We start from the raw sequence: 20,159 nt of genomic DNA on the forward strand, positions 1-20,159 counted from the left end.
AGAGCATCACTTTTGGATGCTCTACTTCTTTCCTGTTAATTATCAAACCAATTCCACATCTCAATATCTCCAAGAGTCGCATAACGTACGTGCGGGGAGTTTTGTAATTTTAATAATTCTTTCGACGGGCCGGTAATGACAATGCCATATACTTTTACGCCGTTATCTTTTACATATTGATAACGTTTATCTAAGTTTAGTTCGTTTTCTGGAAGCGCAGCTATTTTGCTTACCGTTTTTTTATGGGTAGAAAGGACGCGCATCATTTCGATTACTTTGTCTTCTTGCGTTTTCTGCCTGTCAGTTTCATTACCGAGGAATCTTACATGTTCTGGAAATCCTATAGTTTCTCCGCCATGGAGGATATAGTCTTCTGCATTTTTTCTTTCTTGTCCTGTATCTAAAGCGTACCATACAGGAGTTGGGGGGAGTTCTTGTGCTTCAAATATGCTATATAAAAGCGGTTCTAATTCTTTTAAAGTGTAAGCTTTATCAAAAGAAATTGCTGCTTCTGCAACCGTGCCATCATGTACTTTTGCAAGTGTATCCCATACTTTTTTTGAGGAATCCTTTAGATCATCACCCTGCTTTGTTTTAGGATGAACAAAGAAAAGCTTTGGTTGATAGAACGGATTCATCCAAGTTTGTTTCGTGACATCTACAGATGATAAGAAGCTTTTTGTTTCTACTGTACCGAGTGGCATTTCTTTTTTACCGACGGTTCTTACTAAATCAAAGCTGCTGTTCGTACGGAAAAAAGCTTCTACACTTGTTCCGCCCCCCATAACGCGGCTATTTGGGATCGTTGCTTCAAGTGCAAGTGAAGGAACCTCTCTAATTTCTTCTAGCCTTTTATCATTATTAGCTTGAAAATAAAAGGCTGATAATACCCCGCCGATTATATATATAACGATGCAAATGGATAATATAAAACCAAACGTTTGTAACCGATGTTTCCACTTAATTCTCCAAAAAGGAACTTTAAGATTTTTTGGCGGTAATTTTTTCTTTACGGGTTCACTCTTCGTAAGCAATTCATCTAAATGAGCTTCACATTCTGCACAAGTTTCTATATGACTTTCTAACTGCTCTTGTTCATCATGCGTGAGCGTTCCGTTTTCGTACTTTTCCCATAGTTTTTTAAACTCTGCACAACCCATCTGTATCACTCCTTTATGCTTTTTGCTTCTTTTCGTCCGCGGTGTAATTCAATTTTCACTTTCGCTAATGAGAGACCGGTCATTTCTGCTATTTCCTTATAAGAGAATCCGTAGTAATCTCGTAGTAGCAGCACGTTTCGTCTTTCGAGCGGAAGTGAGGATAAACGGTCTAACCAACTAGTAATCTCATGTTTTACGAAATATGCATGTTCTGTACTTGGCACGTTTGGTAAATGGAATTCTGCAACTTCAGTTGTTTTATATTTCTTTTCTTTTCTTTTCGATACCAATCGATAAAGGCGTTGTAGGCAATTGTAAATAACCAAGGTCTAATTTCTTCTCCTTTGTAATAGTCAATATGGACGAGCATTCGGTAAAATGTTTCTTGCATAAGATCTTCCGCGTAGTGGGAATCTCCGGTTAGGGAGAGAAGATAGCGAAATAAATCATGCATATGATCTGAATAAATGTCTTCTAATGATTGTTTGCGTTTCACTAATTTCCCTCCCTTCATACATAACAACGAAATACATATAAAAAAGTTACATTTGTTTTTAAAATTATAGTAAAAAACGTCAAGAATTGGATAGGATTCTCTTTTATCATAATACATATAAGGCGGGTGAACAGAGATGGAAAGCTATGAAACACAAATTCAAAGGTCCATTGATTATATTGAGGAAGATGTAATGGAAAAACAGACGCTGCGTAATTTAGCTCGCATTGCAGGTTTTTCTGAGTCGCATTTTCATCGTGTATTTCAGGCGTTAGTAGGTGATACGGTAATGGAGTATGTTCGAAAGAGGAGGTTAGCCCGGGCAGCTTATCAACTTTCTCATACGGATGAAAAAGTTATTGATATCGCATTTGAGCATGGCTTTCAATCTCACGAAACGTTCACGAGAGCCTTTAAAAAATTATTTCAAATGACACCGAGTGAATATCGAAAACAAGAAATTGAAACACCGATGTATTACAGTGTGAATGTAAAACAAAGAAAATTAAATCCGTATTTAGGGGGCATACAAATGGAATATCGTATTGTAAATAAACCAGAATTTTTAATGGCAGGTTATGAACTGAAGACGACAAGTAAAGAAGGAAAAAACCATCAAGACATTCCAACATTTTGGCAAGAATATTTACAAAAAGATCTTGGAACGACAATTCCGAATCGTAAAGATACGAGTCAATGGGTAGAGCTTGGATTATGTACTGATTTTAATTTAGAAACAGGGGACTTCACTTATATTATCGGAATGGAAGTTACAGGCTTTGAAAATGTACCAAATGAAATTGCAAAGCGTACATTCCCAGCAGCAACATATGCCGTATTTACAACACCGAAAGTTCCTCATGCAGAAATGGTGTCGTCTATTCATCAAACGTGGAATGCAGTATTCTCAGAATGGTTCCCGCATTCAGGATATGAACATTGCGGCGTTACAGAGTTTGAACTATATGATGAGCGTTCCCATGCAGATAAAAGTGAGTTTGCTCAAATTGAACTTTGGCTACCAGTGAAGAAGAAATAATAGGGGAAAAGCGAACCAGAGAGGTTCGCTTTTTTATCCGTAATACGGGGAGAATATTGAATTGTTTTTTGTAAGAAGTATGAAATACAGATCCTCTTATCATATAGATTGCTATATTTGATGATTTTTGTCGACAAATCGATATATCTGGAAAATCGCTGATATATTTCGAGTTGCGGTCGATATATTTGAAAAATCGCTGATATATTTCGAGTTGCGCCGATATATTTAGAAAATCGCCGATATAATTTCTTTTACCGACGAACCACTGATAAAAGACACGCGATATAATTTCATTTACCAAAAAATCACTCCAAAAGAGAAAAGACGCCACATAGCGCCTTTCCTACGAACGAAACGGAAATACAAGAACAATCGTCGTTCCTTTCCCGAGTTCACTATCAATAGAAATTGTCCCGTTATGGGCATGAACGAGCTGTTTCGTAATGGCGAGACCAAGTCCAGTTCCGATGTTGCTTTCTTCTGTATTCGTTCCTCTGTAATATCGCTCGAATAGAAGTTCTTTCGTTTTATCGTCCATTCCTTTTCCGTTATCTGAAATAGATAGTGTAAATGAATTTACATCCTGCGAAAGCTTTACGATTACGTTTGTCGTTTCATTATTATGTTTCACAGCGTTTGCTAGTAAGTTTTCGATAATACGCTGGAACCATTTTTCTTCAATGAAATATTGAATTTTATTTGAGCTCGGTACGAATTCAATATTTTGATTTTGCAGTGTCGGATTATTAATAAATTGTAATAATACTTTTTGGACGAATTGATTCATTTCAATGTTTACGTGCTGGGCAGGAAGGCTATTGTTTTTTAATTGATACGTTAAGCTTAAATCGTCAATTAGTGTAGTCATATATTGAGATTTCTCTTTCATAACGCTGCCGAATTGCTGAATGTCACGATCAGTCCAGTTATACTGCTTTGATTCTAGTAATAATGCGTAGCCATATATAGAGCTAAGTGGTGTTTTTAAATCGTGCGTTAGACCGGTAATCCATTCTTCACGTGTTTGCTGCAGTACTTGCCTCATCGCATCATTTTTTTTGAGTGTAATTGAAAGGTGCTCTAGTGAGCTAGTAACATCTCTAAATAAGCGAAATGACCATTTTTCTTTACCAGATCGCCTGAATCGAACTGGTTTTCCTTTTTTACTAACAGGCTCTTCATATTTTCCACCAGCGATATTTTTAAGCCAACGCATTGCGTGTAGTAACGGTTTCCCAAACTTATTTCCGTACCAAATAGATAGAATGACTAAATAAACAAAGACGATAAGAAGGATTAATCCACATCCGATTAGAAACTTCTTAGTAAATATATCCTCAATTTCATCATCTGGATAGTAGCGTTCATTTTTTGCGGTAATGACGAGAAGCTGACCGCTATTTGCATCGTAAAAGCTAGACGTGTTTTCTTTATGATTCCACGGTTCTTTTTCGTTAAGAGCAGTCTGTATTGTTGAAAGTGTTTTTTTCTTTCCAGTCGGATAGGAAAAAACCTCTTCGCCATTATGATTAAATATTTGCATTGTTGCTTTTTCTTTAGAGAGTAACTGTTTTTCTTGTTCCGTTAATGTGAACGAATCTGTAGAAACAGAAGGGTGTTCTTTCTGAATTGTTTTTAGTAATGCATTACTTTTTAACATACCGCCATAAATAACAAGTACGTTCTTTTCTTCTACTTCAATTTCCCAATATGTAAATGTATAAGGGCTTTCTATATGATTCTGTATATGTGCGAGTAAAGATGTTTTCGTATAAGAAGTTGGGACATCACTTGGTGTATTAAATTGATAGAGGACTTTGCCGTTTTCTTCTACAATCTGAATCCAATCATTTTTCTCTTTAATTAAATCTTTTACTTCCTTTTTTAACGTAATATCGCCATCTTCTGAAGAGATATATCTTGAAATTGTAAAACTATCAGAATCCGGAATATTAGGTTCGTATGAAATACTAGTAACAAGAAAAATTAAATAAGTGAAAGCAGCGACTACAGCAATAAGTAATGTAACTAAAACAAAAACGTGTTGCAGTATAAATTGGATGATAAGTCGTTTATTAAGATTCATATTGTCACCCTACTTTGTAACGAACTTATAGCCAAGTCCGCGAACAGTTTTTATGTATTCTGGTTTACTTGGGTCTTGTTCAATTTTTTCGCGTAGCTTTCGAATGTGGACCATAACAGTATTGTCATCGCCATTATAGGCGGGTGCTCCCCAAACTTTTTCGTATATTTCTTCTTTCGAAAATACGTAGTTCGGATTCTCACAAAAGAAGAGTAGTAGTTGAAACAGTTGAGCGGAACATTCGACAACGTGTCCATTTACTGTAAGTTCTGCGGAATGTTGATCAATTTCAAATCTCCCAAATGAAATGGAGTGTGCTTTTTGTTCGTGTGGTACGGTTTGTTTCATATGTCTTCGAAGTTGTGCTTTCATACGAGCTACGACTTCTAATGGATTAAATGGCTTCGTAATATAATCATCTGCACCGTATGAAAATCCAGATATTTTATCTAGATCAGATGCCTTCGCTGATAGGAAGAAAATCGGACAATCTGTTTGTTGGCGAATAATTGGACAAATATCAAAACCAGATTGTCCAGGAAGCATGACATCTAAAATAATTAAATCGTAATTGTTTTGTTCGATGAGAGATAAAGCTAATTCAGCTGATGTTGCAGTTGTAATATGAGAAAAACCTTCTTTTTCAAGAATGGTAGTTAGTAGTTGTAAAATTGCTGTTTCATCATCGACGAGTAATATATTTGCTTGATACATAAGAATCCCCCTTAATTTCCTCGAATATCATATCATCTTTTTGTAACATATGGAATTTTTAAGGAAAATTTAAGGTTTTCTTTTATAAAAAATTAAGAATCAAATGATATGATAAAAGTAACATAGGGGAGGAGATGAGTGTGAATCCGTTTCAAATGATGCGAGCTAGATATTTTTTAATTGTATTTGCACTATTAATTTTAGTAGCGAGAAGTAGTGAAAAATTGCTAGAAAGTACATTTCATATACAAAATTCATCTTTTATAAATATACTTATATTTTATATCCTTCCGATTGCATGGATTTTTTATGAGTATAGAAAGCACCGTGTTTCATTTTCATTATTTCTTAATAAAAATGAAACATTTAACTTGGTGCAAGTTATATACATTACGATTATGTTGTGCATGTTCAGTTACGGGTATCTGATTTTATACATGTACAGCTTTGCATGGATTACACCAGATTTTATTATGAATGCTTTACACAAACCGATTGTAGATAGTGCCGGGGGATATATATATCAATTTATTATGGTTGTATTTATCGCACCTATTATTGGAGAATTTGTTTTTCGTGGATTTTTACTTCAGCGCTTTGCTGCGAAATGGGGAACGAGTATAGCGATGATTGCAGTGGCACTTTTATTTGCGATATTACATGTCGATTTTCTCGGTGCCGCCGTATTTAGTATCGTATTATCAATCGTATATATTCGTACGAAAAGCTTACTCATGCCAATTGCGATACATATGTTAAATAATACATTTGTACTTTGTGCATCGTTCCTAGTAAGTAGAGAGAAGATCATGAGTTTTGCAGATTTCTCAAACTATACGACGTTCTTTCCAGGACTGATTATTTTTATAACAGGATTAAATTTAGTACTCATCTTTTTATTTGTTAACCGCAAATACTGGAGTAAAGAAGTGCCAGTTATATACGCAGAGCAGGTAGAGAGTTTTGCAGATGTAGTGGGAGATAAATGAGACGAAGAAAACGATTGAAAAAATATTGAAAGACATTATAGATGCTACGTCTATTACAGATATGTGTGATAAAGGCTTTTGTCATTGGCTTTTTAACCTGTAGTAGATACAATTGTGTTTCCGGAGTATTACTTATTTTCTAGTACTCATTTAAAAGAAAATATTATTTCTCTTCTTATTGTATTAGGGATTTTAATAATATTCAGTCTAATGTTAGAAGCAATGATGAAGCGTATCTTCAGAAAAAATGAAGAGAAGTATGTGCGGGTTCATAAAGTATTCGCGAAAGTAATGGGAGCTTTCCTTTTGTTTTATGGTATGAAAACAATCATTTACTTTATAGCTTTGAGACATCATTAATTCTAAATTTGAAAGGAATGTATAAAATTATATGAATGAAACAATATCATCAAATAAGTTTTTTTATTTGATTTTACTTAGCATAGTGCTAATAACGACAGTAAATGTTATTCTCCGCTGGGAGGAAGCCTACTTTTTCATGTATTTAGCGCTCCATTTATTAGGGGTCTTATGTATAAGTGGTGGCATGGTTACTGAAAAAAAGGGTGGCGAAAGTGTTAACTATATGTGTGTGATCGGTCTTGTTTTACTTTTAGCTGTACAAGGTATTATGAAATATAGTTCTTTTTCTGTACAAGATTTCAGTTTGTTAATAGATGTACTGCCTTAAGGGGGATAAGTACTTATGTTATCGAAGAAACAAATAGGGTATATATTTGTTTTAGTAGGTTTTTTTACGATTATTATAACGACGCTATTTTTTCAAGACTATGAATATGTAAAATATGTAAAAGGCGCTGGTTTAATGTGCTGGTTTGTAAGTGCTTTTCTTATTCCGAATTATGAACCGAGGAAAGTGTCTAAAAATAGGTGAAACTCTTCTTATGTAGAAGAGTTTTTTTTATCCCGCATTAACTGCCCGTAAAAGCCCGATTGGTGAAGGCTAATAATCAGTGGGGGATGAAGAAAACCCCCACTGATTAAAGTTTCACTTTATGTAAATAGAAGGCTCTCGAGCAATTCTCGTAATTAGCTTGTTCTAATTTAGCATGTACGAACTTACAATAATAATAGACAGGCAGCATAGAGGAGGGAATAACGTGAGGAAAGTTATTGGGTGGTCGCTTTTTTTGTACGTTGGATTTGCGTTATTTATATATTGGTATTTATTTGGATGGAATCATGAACTCATTCCGGACATGTATAAAGGAACGAGTGCAGATCCAGAAACCTTTATGAATGCGAAAGAGCTTACGCTAAGCCAAGATTATTCGCGCGTGAAAAATTTACTTTTCTTTTTAGCGACGCCCCTTGAATGGATTATTTTATTATTTGTACTCGTGCTCGGTATTTCAAAAAAGTTTGAGAAGTGGTCGAAGGAAACGACCAAAATAAATGTCTTACAAATTGCGATTTATTTCTTTTATTTATCACTACTGACAACCATTCTTGCATTACCGATGCAATGGATCGGCCGTAAAGTGTCCGTTGATTACGGTATTTCCACGCAAAGTACACAAAGCTGGATAAAAGATCACGTTATCGATTTTTGGGTTAATTATGCGACGATGTTACTCATTGTTACAGTTCTTTTATGGCTTATCCGTAAATTTCCGAAGAGATGGTGGCTAGCAGGATGGGCACTCTCTGTACCGTTTACAATTTTCTTAACGTTCGTGCAACCTGTTATTATTGATCCGCTTTACAATGACTTCTCGACGCTGAAAAATAAAGAGTTAGAAACGAAAATTTTAGCGATGGCAGACAAAGCTGACATTCCTGCTAAACACGTATATGAAGTAAATATGTCGGAAAAAACGAATTCGTTAAATGCATATGTAACAGGAATTGGCCTTAACTCGCGTATTGTAATGTGGGATACAACGCTTAAGCAATTAAAAGATAAAGAGATTTTATTTATTATGGCCCATGAAATGGGACATTACGTAATGAAACATATATATTGGGGCGTTGCGAGTTATATTTTCATATCGTTTATAGGTATGTATGTAATTAGTCGTATTTTAAATATGTGTATTCGAAAATGGGGAGATACGCTGCAAATTTCCAAAATGGCATGTTTTTCAATTTTACCTTTATTTTTCTTAATTTCTTCTGTACTATCCTTTGCATCACAACCAGCAACAAACTACGTTTCACGAATAGAAGAACGCGCGGCCGATCAATACGCTTTAAATATGACGAAAGATGGGAAATCAGGTGTGAAAACTTTTCAATATTTATCAAAAACAAGTTTAAGTCAAGTGAATCCACCAGCGTTAGTAAAATTTTTCTTATACACACATCCACCAATTTTTGAAAGAATTCATACGTTTGAACAATATGAGAAACAAAAAAACAAGAAGTAGCGATTATGCTACTTCTTTTTTATAGAAATATCAGTTTGGTATTGGGAATATTTATCATTGCTTTTTATTGAGATTTTGTAAATAATAAGCTATAAAATTCTAAAAATCTATATATAAAGGAATAAAGGTGGAAATATGTATTTTTTACAAAATTTAAAAGTGAAACATAAATTATTCTTACTTATCTCATTAGCAGTTTTGGGCATGACAATTATGAGCTGTGTAGCAATTAATTCTATTAATAAGATTAAGCGCGATACAGAGATTGTAGTAGATGATTATCAAAATTCTGCAGTTATATTAGAAGGAATGCTTCGTACACAAAATTCACTAGAATATAACTTACTAGAATTAATTACAACGTCACAAAATGAGGAGACAAATAAAGAAGGGATTATTAGTAATGTTGAAAAGGATCTTAAAAAATATGATTCTTTATTAAAAGAATATGATGATGGCGTTAATTTAAGTAAGCAAGAGGATGAGCTGTTTCAGAAGATGAAGAAATCTTTGCCAAGTTATATGGAGACATATAAGAAGTTGTTTGACAAAGCGAAGGGAACAAATGAATCTCAAATGGTAAACGAATTTCAAAAGGACTTAAAACCGAAGGGAGTAGAGTTAGCTGGTTATGCTGTAGATTTAGAAACTTATGTTTCAAACTTAGCTGACCAAGTATTTAAAGATTCTCAAAAAATGATAGATCGGTCCGTTATTACCTTTATCATTCTTGCAGTAGTTACTACAATCATTATATGTATAGTAAGTTATATTATTAGCCAGCTTATAGTTGCTCCTTTACAAACGGTTAGTCGTATGATGGAAAGAGCAAAAGAGGGAGATTTAACTGTACATGGTGATTATAATGCTAAAGATGAATTAGGTATATTAGTAAGTGATTTTAACGAGATGATTGCAGGGCTAAGAACAAATATGCAAGAAGTAGAGAATAATATTCAGCTTTTATTCCAACATGCAGACGGAGTAGTATCTGCATCAGAAGTATCTAGCGGTGCAGCAAAGAAAATCACTATGGATATTGAAGAAGTTGCCAATGGCGCAGAGAGCCAAATGCAAGCAATGGAACAGACTGCGGGTGCGATGGAAGAGTTGACACAAGGAATGCAGAGCATAGTGAATACATCATCCTCTGTAAATGAATTGTCTGCTCAATCAGCATTAGATGCAGAGAGTGGTAACAAATTAATGAAACAAATGATTCAGCAGATGGATACAATCCAAAATTCAGTACATAGCGGTGTGAAACAAGTAGAGACGATGAAAGAACAATCAGAAGAAATTGTTAAAATCATTGATGTTATGCAAGGTATTACCTCTCAGATTAACTTATTAGCATTAAACGCCGCAATTGAGGCTGCACGTGCTGGAGAAAGTGGTAGAGGATTTGCAATTGTGGCAGATGAAGTACGAAAATTAGCAGAACAATCTAGTGATTCTGCTAAACAAATTGAGAAGCTTATTACTCAAGTTATGGGAACAACGAATCATACGGTACATATGATGGGGAAAGTAGATAATGAGGTACAGGCAGGTACACAAGTAGTAATGCATACAGAAAAAGTATTTGGAACTATTACAGAAAAAGTGCAGCAAGTATCTGAGCAAATTCAAACGGTATCTATGTCTACAGATGAAATTGCAGCGAGTAGTGAGGAGATTTCTGCTTCTACAGAAGATATGGCGCAAATTTCTCAAAGATCATCTGATCGAACTGATAGGGTAAAAGAGTCTATTCAACAGCAAGAAAAATCTGTTCAAGAGATTTCGACTTCAATTGAACATCTGCACAACGTAGCAGGAGGACTAAAACAAATAGTTTCCCAATTTACTCTTCAAAAATAGTAGAGTATATGTAAGTCTTTATAAATATATAGACCTCTCAATACGTATAAAAAATCATCCTATGGAATACAAAAGGATGATTTTTTATTATGAAAATTTTGTGTGGATGTCACTCGTTATATTCTAGTTTTTTACAATTTTTTGATTGTAATATATAATAATAAGTAATGTTTTTAGAATTTTTAGTTTTATAAGAGAGTGATTGTAGGAGGAGAGAAAGGGTGTACAATAAAAAATCAATGCCGACTATAAAAATGATCCTTTCGATGTCTATTTTCGGATCAATTGGATTTTTTTCTGTCCAAACAGGTTTACCGTCTTTTGAATTAGTATTTGTTCGTTGTATTTGTGCAACTATATTTTTAGCGTTATGTTGGTTAGTGACTGGACAATATAAAAATGAAAAGTGGAATAAAAAAGAGATTGTGCAAATATTAGCGTGCGGCGTATTTCTCGTTTTTAACTGGGTATTTCTATTTAAAGCGTTTGAAGTTATGTCAATTACAATTGCAATTTCTGTCTATCATCTCGCTCCAATTATCGTATTAATGATTGGGAGTATCGTATTTAAAGAGAGGCTAACAGCGTTTGCCGTTATGTCCATTGTCATTTGTTTCCTCGGCACGGTTTTAGTAGCTGGAGTAGATGGAAGTGTGTCGCTCGAGAAACTCATGTCATCTGGAATGGTATGGGCACTACTTGCAGCGTTATTTTATGCTTTTACGACTTTATTAGGAAAAGGAATCAAGCATACGAGTGCATATGCGATGACATTTGTACAAACGTTTTTAGGTATATTTTTATTGTTACCATTTGTGGATTTCGGACAGTTTCAAGGTTTAACAGAGACGAACTGGATGATGATAACGGCAACAGGACTTATACATACTGGGTTTGTATATTACTTGTTTTTTGACAGTTTAAGAGATTTATCGACGAGACTTATTTCTGTATTAGTGTTTTTAGATCCTGCTGTTGCAATTTTGTTAGATACGGTCTTTACCGGATTTAGACCGACTAGTATGCAAGTTGCAGGGATTGTCCTTATTTTTGTAGGAATGGCACTCACTTTTCGTAAAGGAAGAGAAAAGGAGCTATCGGTGAAGGGAAGTGCTACCTCTGAAATGTAAAGTTGTATTTGATATAATTTCATTTTTAATTTTGGAAGATGTTACGAAAAGGCCGTTGTTGTATAACAGTAGCCTTTTTTGTATGGAATAGAGCACGAAAGAACGGCGTTTTCAAAAAAAAATGAAATGAATTTTCAAAAAAAACTTCCTTTTCTGAAGATTTGTTATATAATATAAAACATAAAATCAAATCTGTTATAAAACAGTTTAAGAAGGGGATGCTAATATGTCGACGCAAACTTCACGGGTTACATTGCCCGGAGAAATGTTACCAGCGTACAACGAAATATTGACACCTGAGGTGCTTAGTTTTTTAAAGGAACTACATGAAAATTTCAATGAGCGCCGCACAGAACTATTACAAAAACGTGTAGAGAAACAAAAAAGAATTGATGCAGGGGAGTTTCCGAAGTTTTTAGAAGAAACAAAGCACATACGTGAAACGGATTGGACAATCGCCAAGCTTCCGAAAGATTTAGAGGATCGCCGCGTAGAGATTACTGGGCCGGTAGATAGAAAGATGGTCATTAACGCTTTAAATTCAGGAGCTCATCTTTTTATGGCGGATTTTGAAGATTCGAATTCACCAACTTGGGAAAATGCAATTGAAGGCCAAATTAACTTACGAGATGCAGTAAAGGGAACGATCTCACACAAAAATGATAAAGGAAAAGAATATAGATTAAATGATAAAACAGCTGTACTCATTGTGCGTCCAAGAGGATGGCATTTAGAGGAAAAGCATATGCAAGTTGATGGGAAAAATATGTCCGGCAGCTTAGTGGATTTTGGTCTGTATTTTTTCCATAATGCGAAGGCACTTTTAGAAAAAGGAAGTGGCCCGTACTTTTACTTACCGAAAATGGAAAGTTATTTAGAAGCGAGATTATGGAACGATGTATTCGTATTTGCTCAAAAATACATCGGTATTCCAAACGGAACAATTAAAGCGACTGTGCTATTGGAAACGATTCACGCTTCGTTTGAAATGGATGAAATTTTGTATGAGCTAAAAGATCATTCTGCTGGCTTAAACTGCGGAAGATGGGATTACATTTTCAGCTTCTTAAAGGGTTTCCGTAATCATAATGAATTTTTACTGCCAGATAGAGCGCAAGTCACGATGACGGCGCCGTTTATGCGCGCGTATTCTTTAAAAGTAATTCAAACATGTCATCGCCGTAATGCACCAGCAATCGGAGGAATGGCAGCACAAATTCCGATTAAAAATAATCCAGAAGCGAATGAAGCGGCTTTCGAAAAGGTGCGTGCTGATAAGGAGCGTGAAGCTTTAGACGGTCATGATGGGACTTGGGTTGCCCACCCGGGACTTGTACCGGTTGCAATGGAAGTATTTAATCACATTATGAAAACGCCGAATCAAATTTTTAGGAAACGTGAAGAAATACGTGTTACAGAAAAAGATTTATTAGAAGTACCAGTGGGAACGATTACAGAAGAAGGTCTTCGCACGAATATTAGTGTAGGTATTCAATATATTGCATCTTGGTTAAGTGGACGGGGAGCAGCGCCAATTTATAACTTAATGGAAGATGCAGCAACTGCGGAAATCTCCAGAGCACAAATATGGCAATGGATTCGTCATGAAGGCGGAAAGCTAAATGATGGCCGCAATATTACGCTCGAATTAATGGAAGAATGGAAAGAAGAAGAATTAGTAAAGATAGAAAGAGAGATTGGTAAAGAAGCCTTTAAGAAAGGGAGATTCCAAGAGGCGACAACATTGTTTACAAACCTCGTTCGGAATGATGAGTTCGTACCATTTTTAACATTACCGGGTTATGAAATTTTATAAAGTGAAAAGGGGATGGAATAAATGAAAAACGAAAGAATCGATAAATTACAAGAGAACTGGGAATTAGATACGAGATGGAAAGGAATAACACGTCCGTATTCAGCTGAAGATGTAATTCGTTTGCGTGGTTCGATTGATATTGAACATACAATAGCACGCCGCGGTGCTGAGAAGCTTTGGGCATCGCTTCATACGGAAGATTATATTAACGCACTTGGTGCATTAACAGGAAACCAAGCGATGCAACAAGTGAAAGCGGGATTAAAAGCAATTTACTTAAGTGGTTGGCAAGTAGCGGCTGATGCAAACCTTTCTGGACATATGTATCCAGACCAAAGCTTATATCCAGCGAACAGCGTACCAGCTGTAGTAAAACGAATTAACCAAACACTTCAACGTGCGGATCAAATTCAGCATATGGAAGGAAGCGATGATACAGATTATTTCGTACCGATTGTAGCAGATGCAGAGGCTGGATTTGGCGGACAATTAAACGTATTCGAGCTTATGAAAGGTATGATTGAAGCGGGTGCATCAGGTGTACACTTTGAAGATCAATTATCTTCAGAGAAAAAATGCGGACATTTAGGTGGAAAAGTATTACTGCCGACACAAACAGCGGTACGTAATTTAATTTCCGCACGCCTTGCTGCGGACGTAATGGGAGTGCCGACAATTATCGTTGCAAGAACAGATGCAGATGCAGCCGATTTAATTACGAGTGATATCGATCCGGTTGATAAAGCGTTTATTACAGGAGAAAGAACACCAGAAGGATTTTATCGTACGAAAGCAGGACTGGATCAAGCAATTGCACGTGGTTTAGCGTATGCACCGTATGCAGACCTCGTTTGGTGTGAAACGTCTGAACCAAATTTAGAAGATGCAAAACGATTTGCAGACGCAATCCATAAAAAATATCCAGGGAAATTACTTGCTTATAACTGTTCACCGTCATTTAACTGGAAACAAAAATTAGATAAAAAAACGATTGCGAGCTTCCAAAAAGAAATCGCATCTTACGGTTACAAGTTCCAGTTCGTAACACTTGCTGGATTCCACTCATTAAACTACGGCATGTTTGAATTAGCACGTGGCTATAAAGACCGTGGTATGGCAGCATATTCTGAATTACAACAAGCGGAATTCGCAGCAGAGAAACACGGTTACTCTGCAACTCGCCATCAACGCGAAGTAGGAACAGGTTATTTTGATGAAGTAGCACAAGTCATTACAGGCGGTACTTCATCAACGACAGCGTTAAAAGGTTCTACAGAAGAAGCTCAGTTTACGAAATAAAAGGAAGGTGATCACAATTAAGTGATCACCTTCCTTTTATTACTCTTTATATAAACTGATAACATCTTCTCCCGTTAAATATATTACGGTTACTTTTTTATTATCCTTCTCATAAACTTTCATTCCACCCTCTGCAAAAGTTTTATCCCATCCCTTTAATTTTATATGTATTTGATACCATATAGATAAACCTGATTCAAAACAATCGCCTTTATATACATACTCACCTATCTCCTCAGTAGTATGAATTAATTTAGCTTCATAAGGTATAGGGAATCCTTTAATTTCAGAATCAATAGTCTTATTAAAAACTAGAAGGTATGTTAACGTAATAATAGTAGCCAATAACAAAAATAAAATCTTTTTCATGTATGTAAATCCCCCATGGCAAACGGCCTTGTAATTTTATCCCGCTATTTGCGGCAGTAAGACTCCCGCCTCAAAAGTTGGCTGGAGCAAAGAAGTTACGTGGGAGATGCACAAAACCCCACTGATTAAAGTTTCCCTTTAACTAGTTGCATTATAATATAATATTTTTATAATGTGATTTTAATTATTATAAAATTTTTGTGAAACGAAAAAATGGGCTGAATTCTCTTACATAACTATAGAAAGCTAAAATTTCGTTAGGGGGTATCTCGAGATTTTAGCTTGATAGTGATGTGATAGTTCCGGTAGGAAAAGAAACGATATGAACGATTATTCGGATATATGTAACACAACTTAAAATATATTTACTAACAAAAATAGAAATAATATTAGATCCATTCTTTCCCATGCTTACGAATAAACGTCATATCTTTTTCATAATGATCTAGATGTCCTTCATCAATTATTCTTTGGAAATTTCCGTCTCCTTCTTGTGCTTTTCTTTTCACATATGTACATAACCCTTCTAAACGTAGTAACACCATTTCGAAGTAATCTTCGTCCATATCTTTATCGTAGGACTGAGCAAACAACTTCACTCTTTCTTTAATACGACCTGCGTGTTGCGATGAGTCGTAATGAACGGCTTCTCCTGATTCTGTATAATACACTCGACTTAAAGGTACACAAGTATAAAGCGTATAAGCGATATCCCACATTCTTGGACCAGGAGCAGCGACGTCAAAGTCAATAATACCGACTGGCTTTTCATTATTGAAAATAATGTTATATATAGCAAAATCATTGTGGCATAAAACCTCAATGTTATGTGGGGTATGATCCATCGGTTTCCAATCATCTAATAACGGAAAGTCACTTACAGCATCATGGTACAGACGGAGCATCTTTGCGATTTCTTTCAGCACATCATTAGACCACATGTATTCTTTTAAAGGATAATTGCCTGCGTCGCCTTCTATAAATGATAAAATCTCTCTATCTTTTTCATCTATGCCCAAAAACTTTGGGGCATAATGAAATCCTTTGTTTTCTAGATGACGTAATAGCTTATGAATTTTTGTACTGTCTGGCTTTAATTCCCGCCGAACAGTATTTTCAGAACGATATACGTTTGAGACGTTTCCCCCTGTTAGCTTTTCTTCGTTAGTGTAGTTTGACATCTAATAAATCCCCTCCAGTAAACACTATATGATTATATTTTAACAGTTCGGAAAAAGAAATGTAATCGTATTCAAATGTTGTGTTTGTTTATTTAATATTGAAATTTGCACATGTTAATATAATATATTTGTGAGCGTATACTCAACTTAATTTGTCAGTTATTTTCAAAAAAGATTGTACATTTTATTTTAAGTATGCTATGATGATGTCAGTTGAATAGTTAAATTAAGCAATCCATATATTATCAAGTGCCGAAAACGAACGAGAAAAAGTATGTGAGAACTAGTTTATGTTTCGTGTTTGATAATGTGTGGATTCTTTTTTTATACAGGAAGACTAAAATAATTTGTATTTTCTTAGGAGGAAATAATCATGGCAGTAACAGGACAAGTAAAATGGTTTAACAACGAAAAAGGCTTCGGTTTCATCGAAGTTCCAGGCGAAAACGATGTATTCGTACATTTCTCTGCAATCGAAACTGAAGGTTTCAAATCTTTAGAAGAAGGTCAAAAAGTTAGCTTCGAAATCGAAGAAGGCAACCGTGGACCTCAAGCTAAAAACGTAATCAAACTATAATTTTATAGTTGATGATGGAAAAAAGGATGGCTCATGCCATCCTTTTTTTGTTGTTGAGATATATGTAAATGAAGTTGTACTCGACGTTTATAGAGGTAATGAAGAAGAGTAAAAGGCTTTCCAAAAAGGAAGGCCTTTTACTCTTCAATCCCTGCTTTTTTCTTCTCGCGTTTTTTACATTCAGGACATTTCGATTTACGAAATGGTTTAGCGAAGAATAGCAGAATGAAAAATAAACCGAATATAATACTAGCTGAATTTTTCACGATCACAATGCTACTGTTTTTCATGTGAATAGTTGGTTGAATCTCTTTTTCTTCCATAAAGAACCTCCATATATTGGATTTGTCTTTTAATTATAGCAAAGTTAATTGTTGTAATGCTGTGAAAAGAAGAAGTAATTATAAGTATTTTTAGTTAGTATAAATGCTTTGTGTATAGGTTTTAATATGTGAATGTGCATACTATTATTTAATAATTTAACAAATGTTTGATAAATGATAAAAAATTGTAAAAAAGCGGAACCTGTTACCTATTTCCTTTTCATAGGTGCTAAAATTATATATGCAGCTGCTAATATAAATAGAAAATGAAAAAAGGAGATAATAGGATATGGAAAGTAAAGTAGAACGCTATGTCGAAAATTATGTTGTAACTAAAAATACAATGGCCTTACTTCCTGTTATTCTAAGTGAAAAGAAAATTGTTACGCGAGTTGTTGAAATGGAAGATTCTTTTTTCGTATTTCAAAAGCCTCTAGATATTATAGAGAGAAGTTGTCGTAAGCATGGATCTAGTTTTTTGGGCAGAAAAGAAGGAACGAAAGAGTTAACGCACATTACACATAAAGCACCGATTGCAATCAGTCCGACAGATCAACTTTATTTTTTCCCTACTTATTCTTATTCTAGAAAAGAGTGCGCGTGGCTGTCGCATTTTTATATCGAAAGTAATCGAGAATTAAAAGATGGAAATCTTATTATTCGATTTATAAATGGCCTTGCTGTGAAATTAGAAATATCAAAAAGTAGTTTTGAAAATCAACAAAATCGTACAGCGAAACTGCGTACAGAATATGAAGATCGAAAGAAGAAACAAGGAAATCCTTGTTTTAAAGAAATTGATAAAAGAGATGAATCAACATTAAGACCAGCTTATGAGAAAGTGTATTTTGTTAGGGAAGAAGATGTGTGAGAGGAAAAGGATGAGGAAACTCATCCTTTTTTTTATTTCATTATATATACAGTTTACGCTGTAAGATTCATAAATAAAACGAGCGAGATGTACAAATATATTGTTCTTTAATGGAACAATATAATGGTGATTTCCTTATATATATTTAATGTCGTGTGAATATATATCATTTTATATTTGTGGCATACATGATACTTCTTTCTATATAGGTAGAAATACCCTTACGTGCAGTAAGGGTATTTTTTTGAAAAAGACGAATTATTACTTTCTGTAGTTTCTGCTTTTTCATCAAACGTAACCGTTAAGTTACAATTTGTGTATAGTGTCTAAATTATCTTCATATCCTGTCGAATATTGAAAGATTATCATAGCTAAATAATGAAGGAATTCTAATGAAGGACATGGAAACTTAATAATTACATCTCCATATGTCGTATCTACCATTTCCTCTTTCAGAAAAGCAATGATACAGTAGAGGTAGTAATTAGAGTAAAGGGGTAAAGTGTAGAATGGATTTTCAGTCAATCAAAGAGTATTTTTCACCAGAAAATATGGATCATATTGTTGAAAGTTATAAGGCGTTCGGACCGCTTCTTGGCATCGGTTTGCCGATGATAGAGGCACTTATTCCAGCATTACCACTTATTGTGTTTGTACTAGCGAATGCTGTTGCATTTGGATTTTGGCTGGGTTTCCTTTATTCATGGCTTGGATCAGTAATCGGTGCTATGCTTGTTTTTTTCATTATCCGCCATTTTGGACGAAGCCGTTTCTTTTCTTTTGTAAATAAGCATGAGAAAGTGCGGAAGGCAATGGGGTGGATTGAAAGGAAAGGATTCGCGCCAGTGTTTGTTATATTTTGTTTTCCGTTTACACCGTCTGCGCTTATAAACGTTGTAGCTGGTTTATCTCGCATTAGCGTAAAACAGTTCGGACTTGCGCTCGCATTCGGAAAGCTTGTGATGATTTTTATTTTAACGTACATCGGTCATGATTTAATGTCGTTTATTCATAAGCCGGTGAAATCAGTTATTGTAGCGATTGTTATTTTTATTTTATGGTATGTCGGTAAAAGAATTGAAGTAAAGTTAGAACTACATTAAGAATAGTCTTCTTTGTCCCACTATTTGAGGGCCGTGAAACTCCCTCCAAAAAATTCGGCTGAAGCAGAGAAGTTAGGTGGGGATCAAACTGCCCGATCGGTGCGGGATGAACAAAACCCCCACCGATTAAGTTTCACTTTATAAATGCAAGCTTCATTATTAAAGGGTAAGGGGAGAAGCGGATGAAGAAAACTTTGAAAAAAGAAGGCCTAGAGTGGATACGAACAATTTTAATTGGTGTACTATTAGCTGTATTTTTTCGAACGTTTTTCTTTTCAACGTACGTTGTAGAGGGGAAGTCAATGATGCCGACATTGCAAGATGGTAATATGCTCGTTGTAAATAAGGTGAGTTATCAAGTGGGGGACTTGAACAGGTTCGATGTCGTCGTTTTTCATGCGAATAAAAAAGAAGACTATGTAAAGCGAATTATCGGTTTACCTGGAGACCATATTGAATATAAGCATGATAAGTTGTATATAAACGGTCAATTTATTGATGAGCCTTATTTAGAGAAGTACAAGAAAGAGATAAATGGAAGGCAACTAACAGGTGATTTTACATTAGAAGAGTTAACGAAAGAAAAGGTGGTGCCAGCTGGTCATATTTTTGTAATAGGCGATAACCGCCTTGGGAGCTGGGATAGTAGACACTTTGGCTTTGTGAAGGCTGATACAGTTGTCGGTAAAGTCGATTTACGATATTGGCCAATTCAAGAGGTGCAAACGAATTTTTCAAAAGGTTGATATA

Annotated in this window: 19 protein-coding genes and 3 pseudogenes; 15 read left to right on the forward strand and 7 right to left on the reverse strand. The window is 35.1% G+C overall.

Annotated elements, in window-relative coordinates; genetic code table 11:
• Window positions 1–35 precede the first annotated feature (35 nt).
• Together JDS92_RS09665 and JDS92_RS09670 are read right to left on the reverse strand one after the other, a co-directional pair.
• The gene (locus JDS92_RS09665) at window positions 36–1,160 is read right to left on the reverse strand and encodes an anti-sigma factor (protein WP_098138339.1); all 1,125 of its coding nucleotides are present in this window, start codon (window positions 1,158–1,160) and stop codon (window positions 36–38) included.
• 5 nt (window positions 1,161–1,165) lie between these two features.
• A pseudogene (locus tag JDS92_RS09670) lies at window positions 1,166–1,656 on the reverse strand (RNA polymerase sigma factor).
• 136 nt (window positions 1,657–1,792) lie between these two features.
• Here JDS92_RS09670 and JDS92_RS09675 point away from each other — a divergent pair.
• Window positions 1,793–2,695: an AraC family transcriptional regulator gene (locus tag JDS92_RS09675; RefSeq protein WP_098711137.1), complete on the forward strand. Its 903-nt coding sequence runs from the start codon at window positions 1,793–1,795 to the stop codon at window positions 2,693–2,695.
• Between the two features lie 346 nt (window positions 2,696–3,041).
• On the opposite strand, the gene JDS92_RS09680 is transcribed toward JDS92_RS09675, so the two are convergent.
• Together JDS92_RS09680 and JDS92_RS09685 are read right to left on the reverse strand one after the other, a co-directional pair.
• Complete coding sequence (locus tag JDS92_RS09680) at window positions 3,042–4,784, reverse strand: ATP-binding response regulator (RefSeq protein ID WP_199631877.1); 1,743 nt, start codon at window positions 4,782–4,784, stop codon at window positions 3,042–3,044.
• 9 nt (window positions 4,785–4,793) lie between these two features.
• Complete coding sequence (locus JDS92_RS09685; RefSeq protein ID WP_000283866.1) at window positions 4,794–5,498, reverse strand: response regulator transcription factor; 705 nt, start codon at window positions 5,496–5,498, stop codon at window positions 4,794–4,796.
• 140 nt (window positions 5,499–5,638) lie between these two features.
• Here JDS92_RS09685 and JDS92_RS09690 point away from each other — a divergent pair, with 140 nt between their 5' ends.
• The 10 genes and pseudogenes from JDS92_RS09690 to aceA all read left to right on the forward strand — a co-directional run bounded on the left by JDS92_RS09690 (window position 5,639) and on the right by aceA (window position 14,985).
• Window positions 5,639–6,487 carry a CPBP family intramembrane glutamic endopeptidase gene (locus JDS92_RS09690; RefSeq protein ID WP_001067942.1) on the forward strand — a complete coding sequence of 283 codons (849 nt, stop codon included), beginning with the start codon at window positions 5,639–5,641 and terminating at the stop codon, window positions 6,485–6,487.
• Window positions 6,488–6,548: 61 nt separating this feature from the next.
• Window positions 6,549–6,847: pseudogene (locus JDS92_RS09695) on the forward strand (malate synthase).
• 31 nt (window positions 6,848–6,878) lie between these two features.
• Window positions 6,879–7,178 (forward strand): hypothetical protein, encoded by a 300-nt coding sequence (locus tag JDS92_RS09700; protein WP_002093819.1) that lies wholly within the window; start codon window positions 6,879–6,881, stop codon window positions 7,176–7,178.
• A gap of 15 nt (window positions 7,179–7,193) precedes the next feature.
• Window positions 7,194–7,382, forward strand: coding sequence for a hypothetical protein (locus JDS92_RS09705; RefSeq protein WP_000949414.1), 189 nt, complete (start codon window positions 7,194–7,196; stop codon window positions 7,380–7,382).
• 226 nt (window positions 7,383–7,608) lie between these two features.
• Entirely contained in the window at window positions 7,609–8,877 is a 1,269-nt protein-coding gene (locus JDS92_RS09710; RefSeq protein ID WP_199631879.1) for a M48 family metallopeptidase, read from the forward strand.
• Window positions 8,878–9,012: 135 nt separating this feature from the next.
• Window positions 9,013–9,792 (forward strand): annotated as a pseudogene (locus tag JDS92_RS31690) (MCP four helix bundle domain-containing protein); the annotation flags it as partial.
• A gap of 156 nt (window positions 9,793–9,948) precedes the next feature.
• On the forward strand, window positions 9,949–10,740 hold the full coding sequence (locus JDS92_RS31695) for a methyl-accepting chemotaxis protein (RefSeq protein ID WP_404841128.1): 792 nt from the start codon (window positions 9,949–9,951) through the stop codon (window positions 10,738–10,740).
• A gap of 221 nt (window positions 10,741–10,961) precedes the next feature.
• Complete coding sequence (locus JDS92_RS09720; RefSeq protein ID WP_097958854.1) at window positions 10,962–11,870, forward strand: DMT family transporter; 909 nt, start codon at window positions 10,962–10,964, stop codon at window positions 11,868–11,870.
• Between the two features lie 226 nt (window positions 11,871–12,096).
• Window positions 12,097–13,686 carry a malate synthase A gene (gene aceB, locus JDS92_RS09725; RefSeq protein WP_097953201.1) on the forward strand — a complete coding sequence of 530 codons (1,590 nt, stop codon included), beginning with the start codon at window positions 12,097–12,099 and terminating at the stop codon, window positions 13,684–13,686.
• Window positions 13,687–13,707: 21 nt separating this feature from the next.
• Window positions 13,708–14,985, forward strand: a complete 1,278-nt coding sequence (gene aceA, locus JDS92_RS09730) for an isocitrate lyase (protein ID WP_199631881.1) — start codon at window positions 13,708–13,710, stop codon at window positions 14,983–14,985.
• Window positions 14,986–15,024: 39 nt separating this feature from the next.
• Here the strand turns inward: aceA and JDS92_RS09735 are convergent, their stop codons facing one another.
• Complete coding sequence (locus JDS92_RS09735) at window positions 15,025–15,354, reverse strand: hypothetical protein (RefSeq protein WP_000721808.1); 330 nt, start codon at window positions 15,352–15,354, stop codon at window positions 15,025–15,027.
• Window positions 15,355–15,743: 389 nt separating this feature from the next.
• Entirely contained in the window at window positions 15,744–16,535 is a 792-nt protein-coding gene (locus JDS92_RS09740; RefSeq protein ID WP_199631882.1) for a phosphotransferase, read from the reverse strand.
• Window positions 16,536–16,908: 373 nt separating this feature from the next.
• On the opposite strand from JDS92_RS09740, the gene cspA reads away from it, so the two are divergent.
• Entirely contained in the window at window positions 16,909–17,112 is a 204-nt protein-coding gene (gene cspA, locus JDS92_RS09745) for an RNA chaperone/antiterminator CspA (protein WP_000301522.1), read from the forward strand.
• Between the two features lie 137 nt (window positions 17,113–17,249).
• Here cspA and JDS92_RS09750 read toward each other — a convergent pair whose 3' ends face one another.
• Entirely contained in the window at window positions 17,250–17,435 is a 186-nt protein-coding gene (locus JDS92_RS09750) for a hypothetical protein (protein ID WP_097958861.1), read from the reverse strand.
• 289 nt (window positions 17,436–17,724) lie between these two features.
• Between JDS92_RS09750 and JDS92_RS09755 the strand changes: the two genes are divergently transcribed.
• From JDS92_RS09755 to lepB, 3 genes are all read left to right on the forward strand, one after another.
• A complete protein-coding gene (locus tag JDS92_RS09755) occupies window positions 17,725–18,306 on the forward strand; it encodes a competence protein ComK (RefSeq protein ID WP_000444437.1) in 582 nt (193 codons plus the stop codon).
• A gap of 509 nt (window positions 18,307–18,815) precedes the next feature.
• A complete protein-coding gene (locus tag JDS92_RS09760; protein WP_000347508.1) occupies window positions 18,816–19,409 on the forward strand; it encodes a TVP38/TMEM64 family protein in 594 nt (197 codons plus the stop codon).
• Window positions 19,410–19,591: 182 nt separating this feature from the next.
• Window positions 19,592–20,155, forward strand: a complete 564-nt coding sequence (gene lepB, locus JDS92_RS09765) for a signal peptidase I (protein ID WP_000751914.1) — start codon at window positions 19,592–19,594, stop codon at window positions 20,153–20,155.
• The last annotated feature ends 4 nt before the right edge of the window (window positions 20,156–20,159 follow it).

Source organism: Bacillus cereus group sp. N12, from assembly GCF_016483575.1.
In the GTDB taxonomy this organism is placed as follows: Bacteria; Bacillota; Bacilli; order Bacillales; family Bacillaceae_G; genus Bacillus_A; species Bacillus_A toyonensis.

What these genes read in the sequence shown, in the direction of transcription:
- JDS92_RS09665 (WP_098138339.1), bottom strand. Translation starts at nt 1,160, where the DNA reads ATGGGTTGTGCAGAGTTTAAAAAACTATGGGAAAAGTACGAAAACGGA.
- JDS92_RS09675 (WP_098711137.1), top strand. Translation starts at nt 1,793, where the DNA reads ATGGAAAGCTATGAAACACAAATTCAAAGGTCCATTGATTATATTGAG.
- JDS92_RS09680 (WP_199631877.1), bottom strand. Translation starts at nt 4,784, where the DNA reads ATGAATCTTAATAAACGACTTATCATCCAATTTATACTGCAACACGTT.
- JDS92_RS09685 (WP_000283866.1), bottom strand. Translation starts at nt 5,498, where the DNA reads ATGTATCAAGCAAATATATTACTCGTCGATGATGAAACAGCAATTTTA.
- JDS92_RS09700 (WP_002093819.1), top strand. Translation starts at nt 6,879, where the DNA reads ATGAATGAAACAATATCATCAAATAAGTTTTTTTATTTGATTTTACTT.
- JDS92_RS09705 (WP_000949414.1), top strand. Translation starts at nt 7,194, where the DNA reads ATGTTATCGAAGAAACAAATAGGGTATATATTTGTTTTAGTAGGTTTT.
- JDS92_RS31695 (WP_404841128.1), top strand. Translation starts at nt 9,949, where the DNA reads ATGCAAGCAATGGAACAGACTGCGGGTGCGATGGAAGAGTTGACACAA.
- aceB (WP_097953201.1), top strand. Translation starts at nt 12,097, where the DNA reads ATGTCGACGCAAACTTCACGGGTTACATTGCCCGGAGAAATGTTACCA.
- aceA (WP_199631881.1), top strand. Translation starts at nt 13,708, where the DNA reads ATGAAAAACGAAAGAATCGATAAATTACAAGAGAACTGGGAATTAGAT.
- JDS92_RS09735 (WP_000721808.1), bottom strand. Translation starts at nt 15,354, where the DNA reads ATGAAAAAGATTTTATTTTTGTTATTGGCTACTATTATTACGTTAACA.
- JDS92_RS09740 (WP_199631882.1), bottom strand. Translation starts at nt 16,535, where the DNA reads ATGTCAAACTACACTAACGAAGAAAAGCTAACAGGGGGAAACGTCTCA.
- cspA (WP_000301522.1), top strand. Translation starts at nt 16,909, where the DNA reads ATGGCAGTAACAGGACAAGTAAAATGGTTTAACAACGAAAAAGGCTTC.
- JDS92_RS09750 (WP_097958861.1), bottom strand. Translation starts at nt 17,435, where the DNA reads ATGGAAGAAAAAGAGATTCAACCAACTATTCACATGAAAAACAGTAGC.
- JDS92_RS09755 (WP_000444437.1), top strand. Translation starts at nt 17,725, where the DNA reads ATGGAAAGTAAAGTAGAACGCTATGTCGAAAATTATGTTGTAACTAAA.
- JDS92_RS09760 (WP_000347508.1), top strand. Translation starts at nt 18,816, where the DNA reads ATGGATTTTCAGTCAATCAAAGAGTATTTTTCACCAGAAAATATGGAT.
- lepB (WP_000751914.1), top strand. Translation starts at nt 19,592, where the DNA reads ATGAAGAAAACTTTGAAAAAAGAAGGCCTAGAGTGGATACGAACAATT.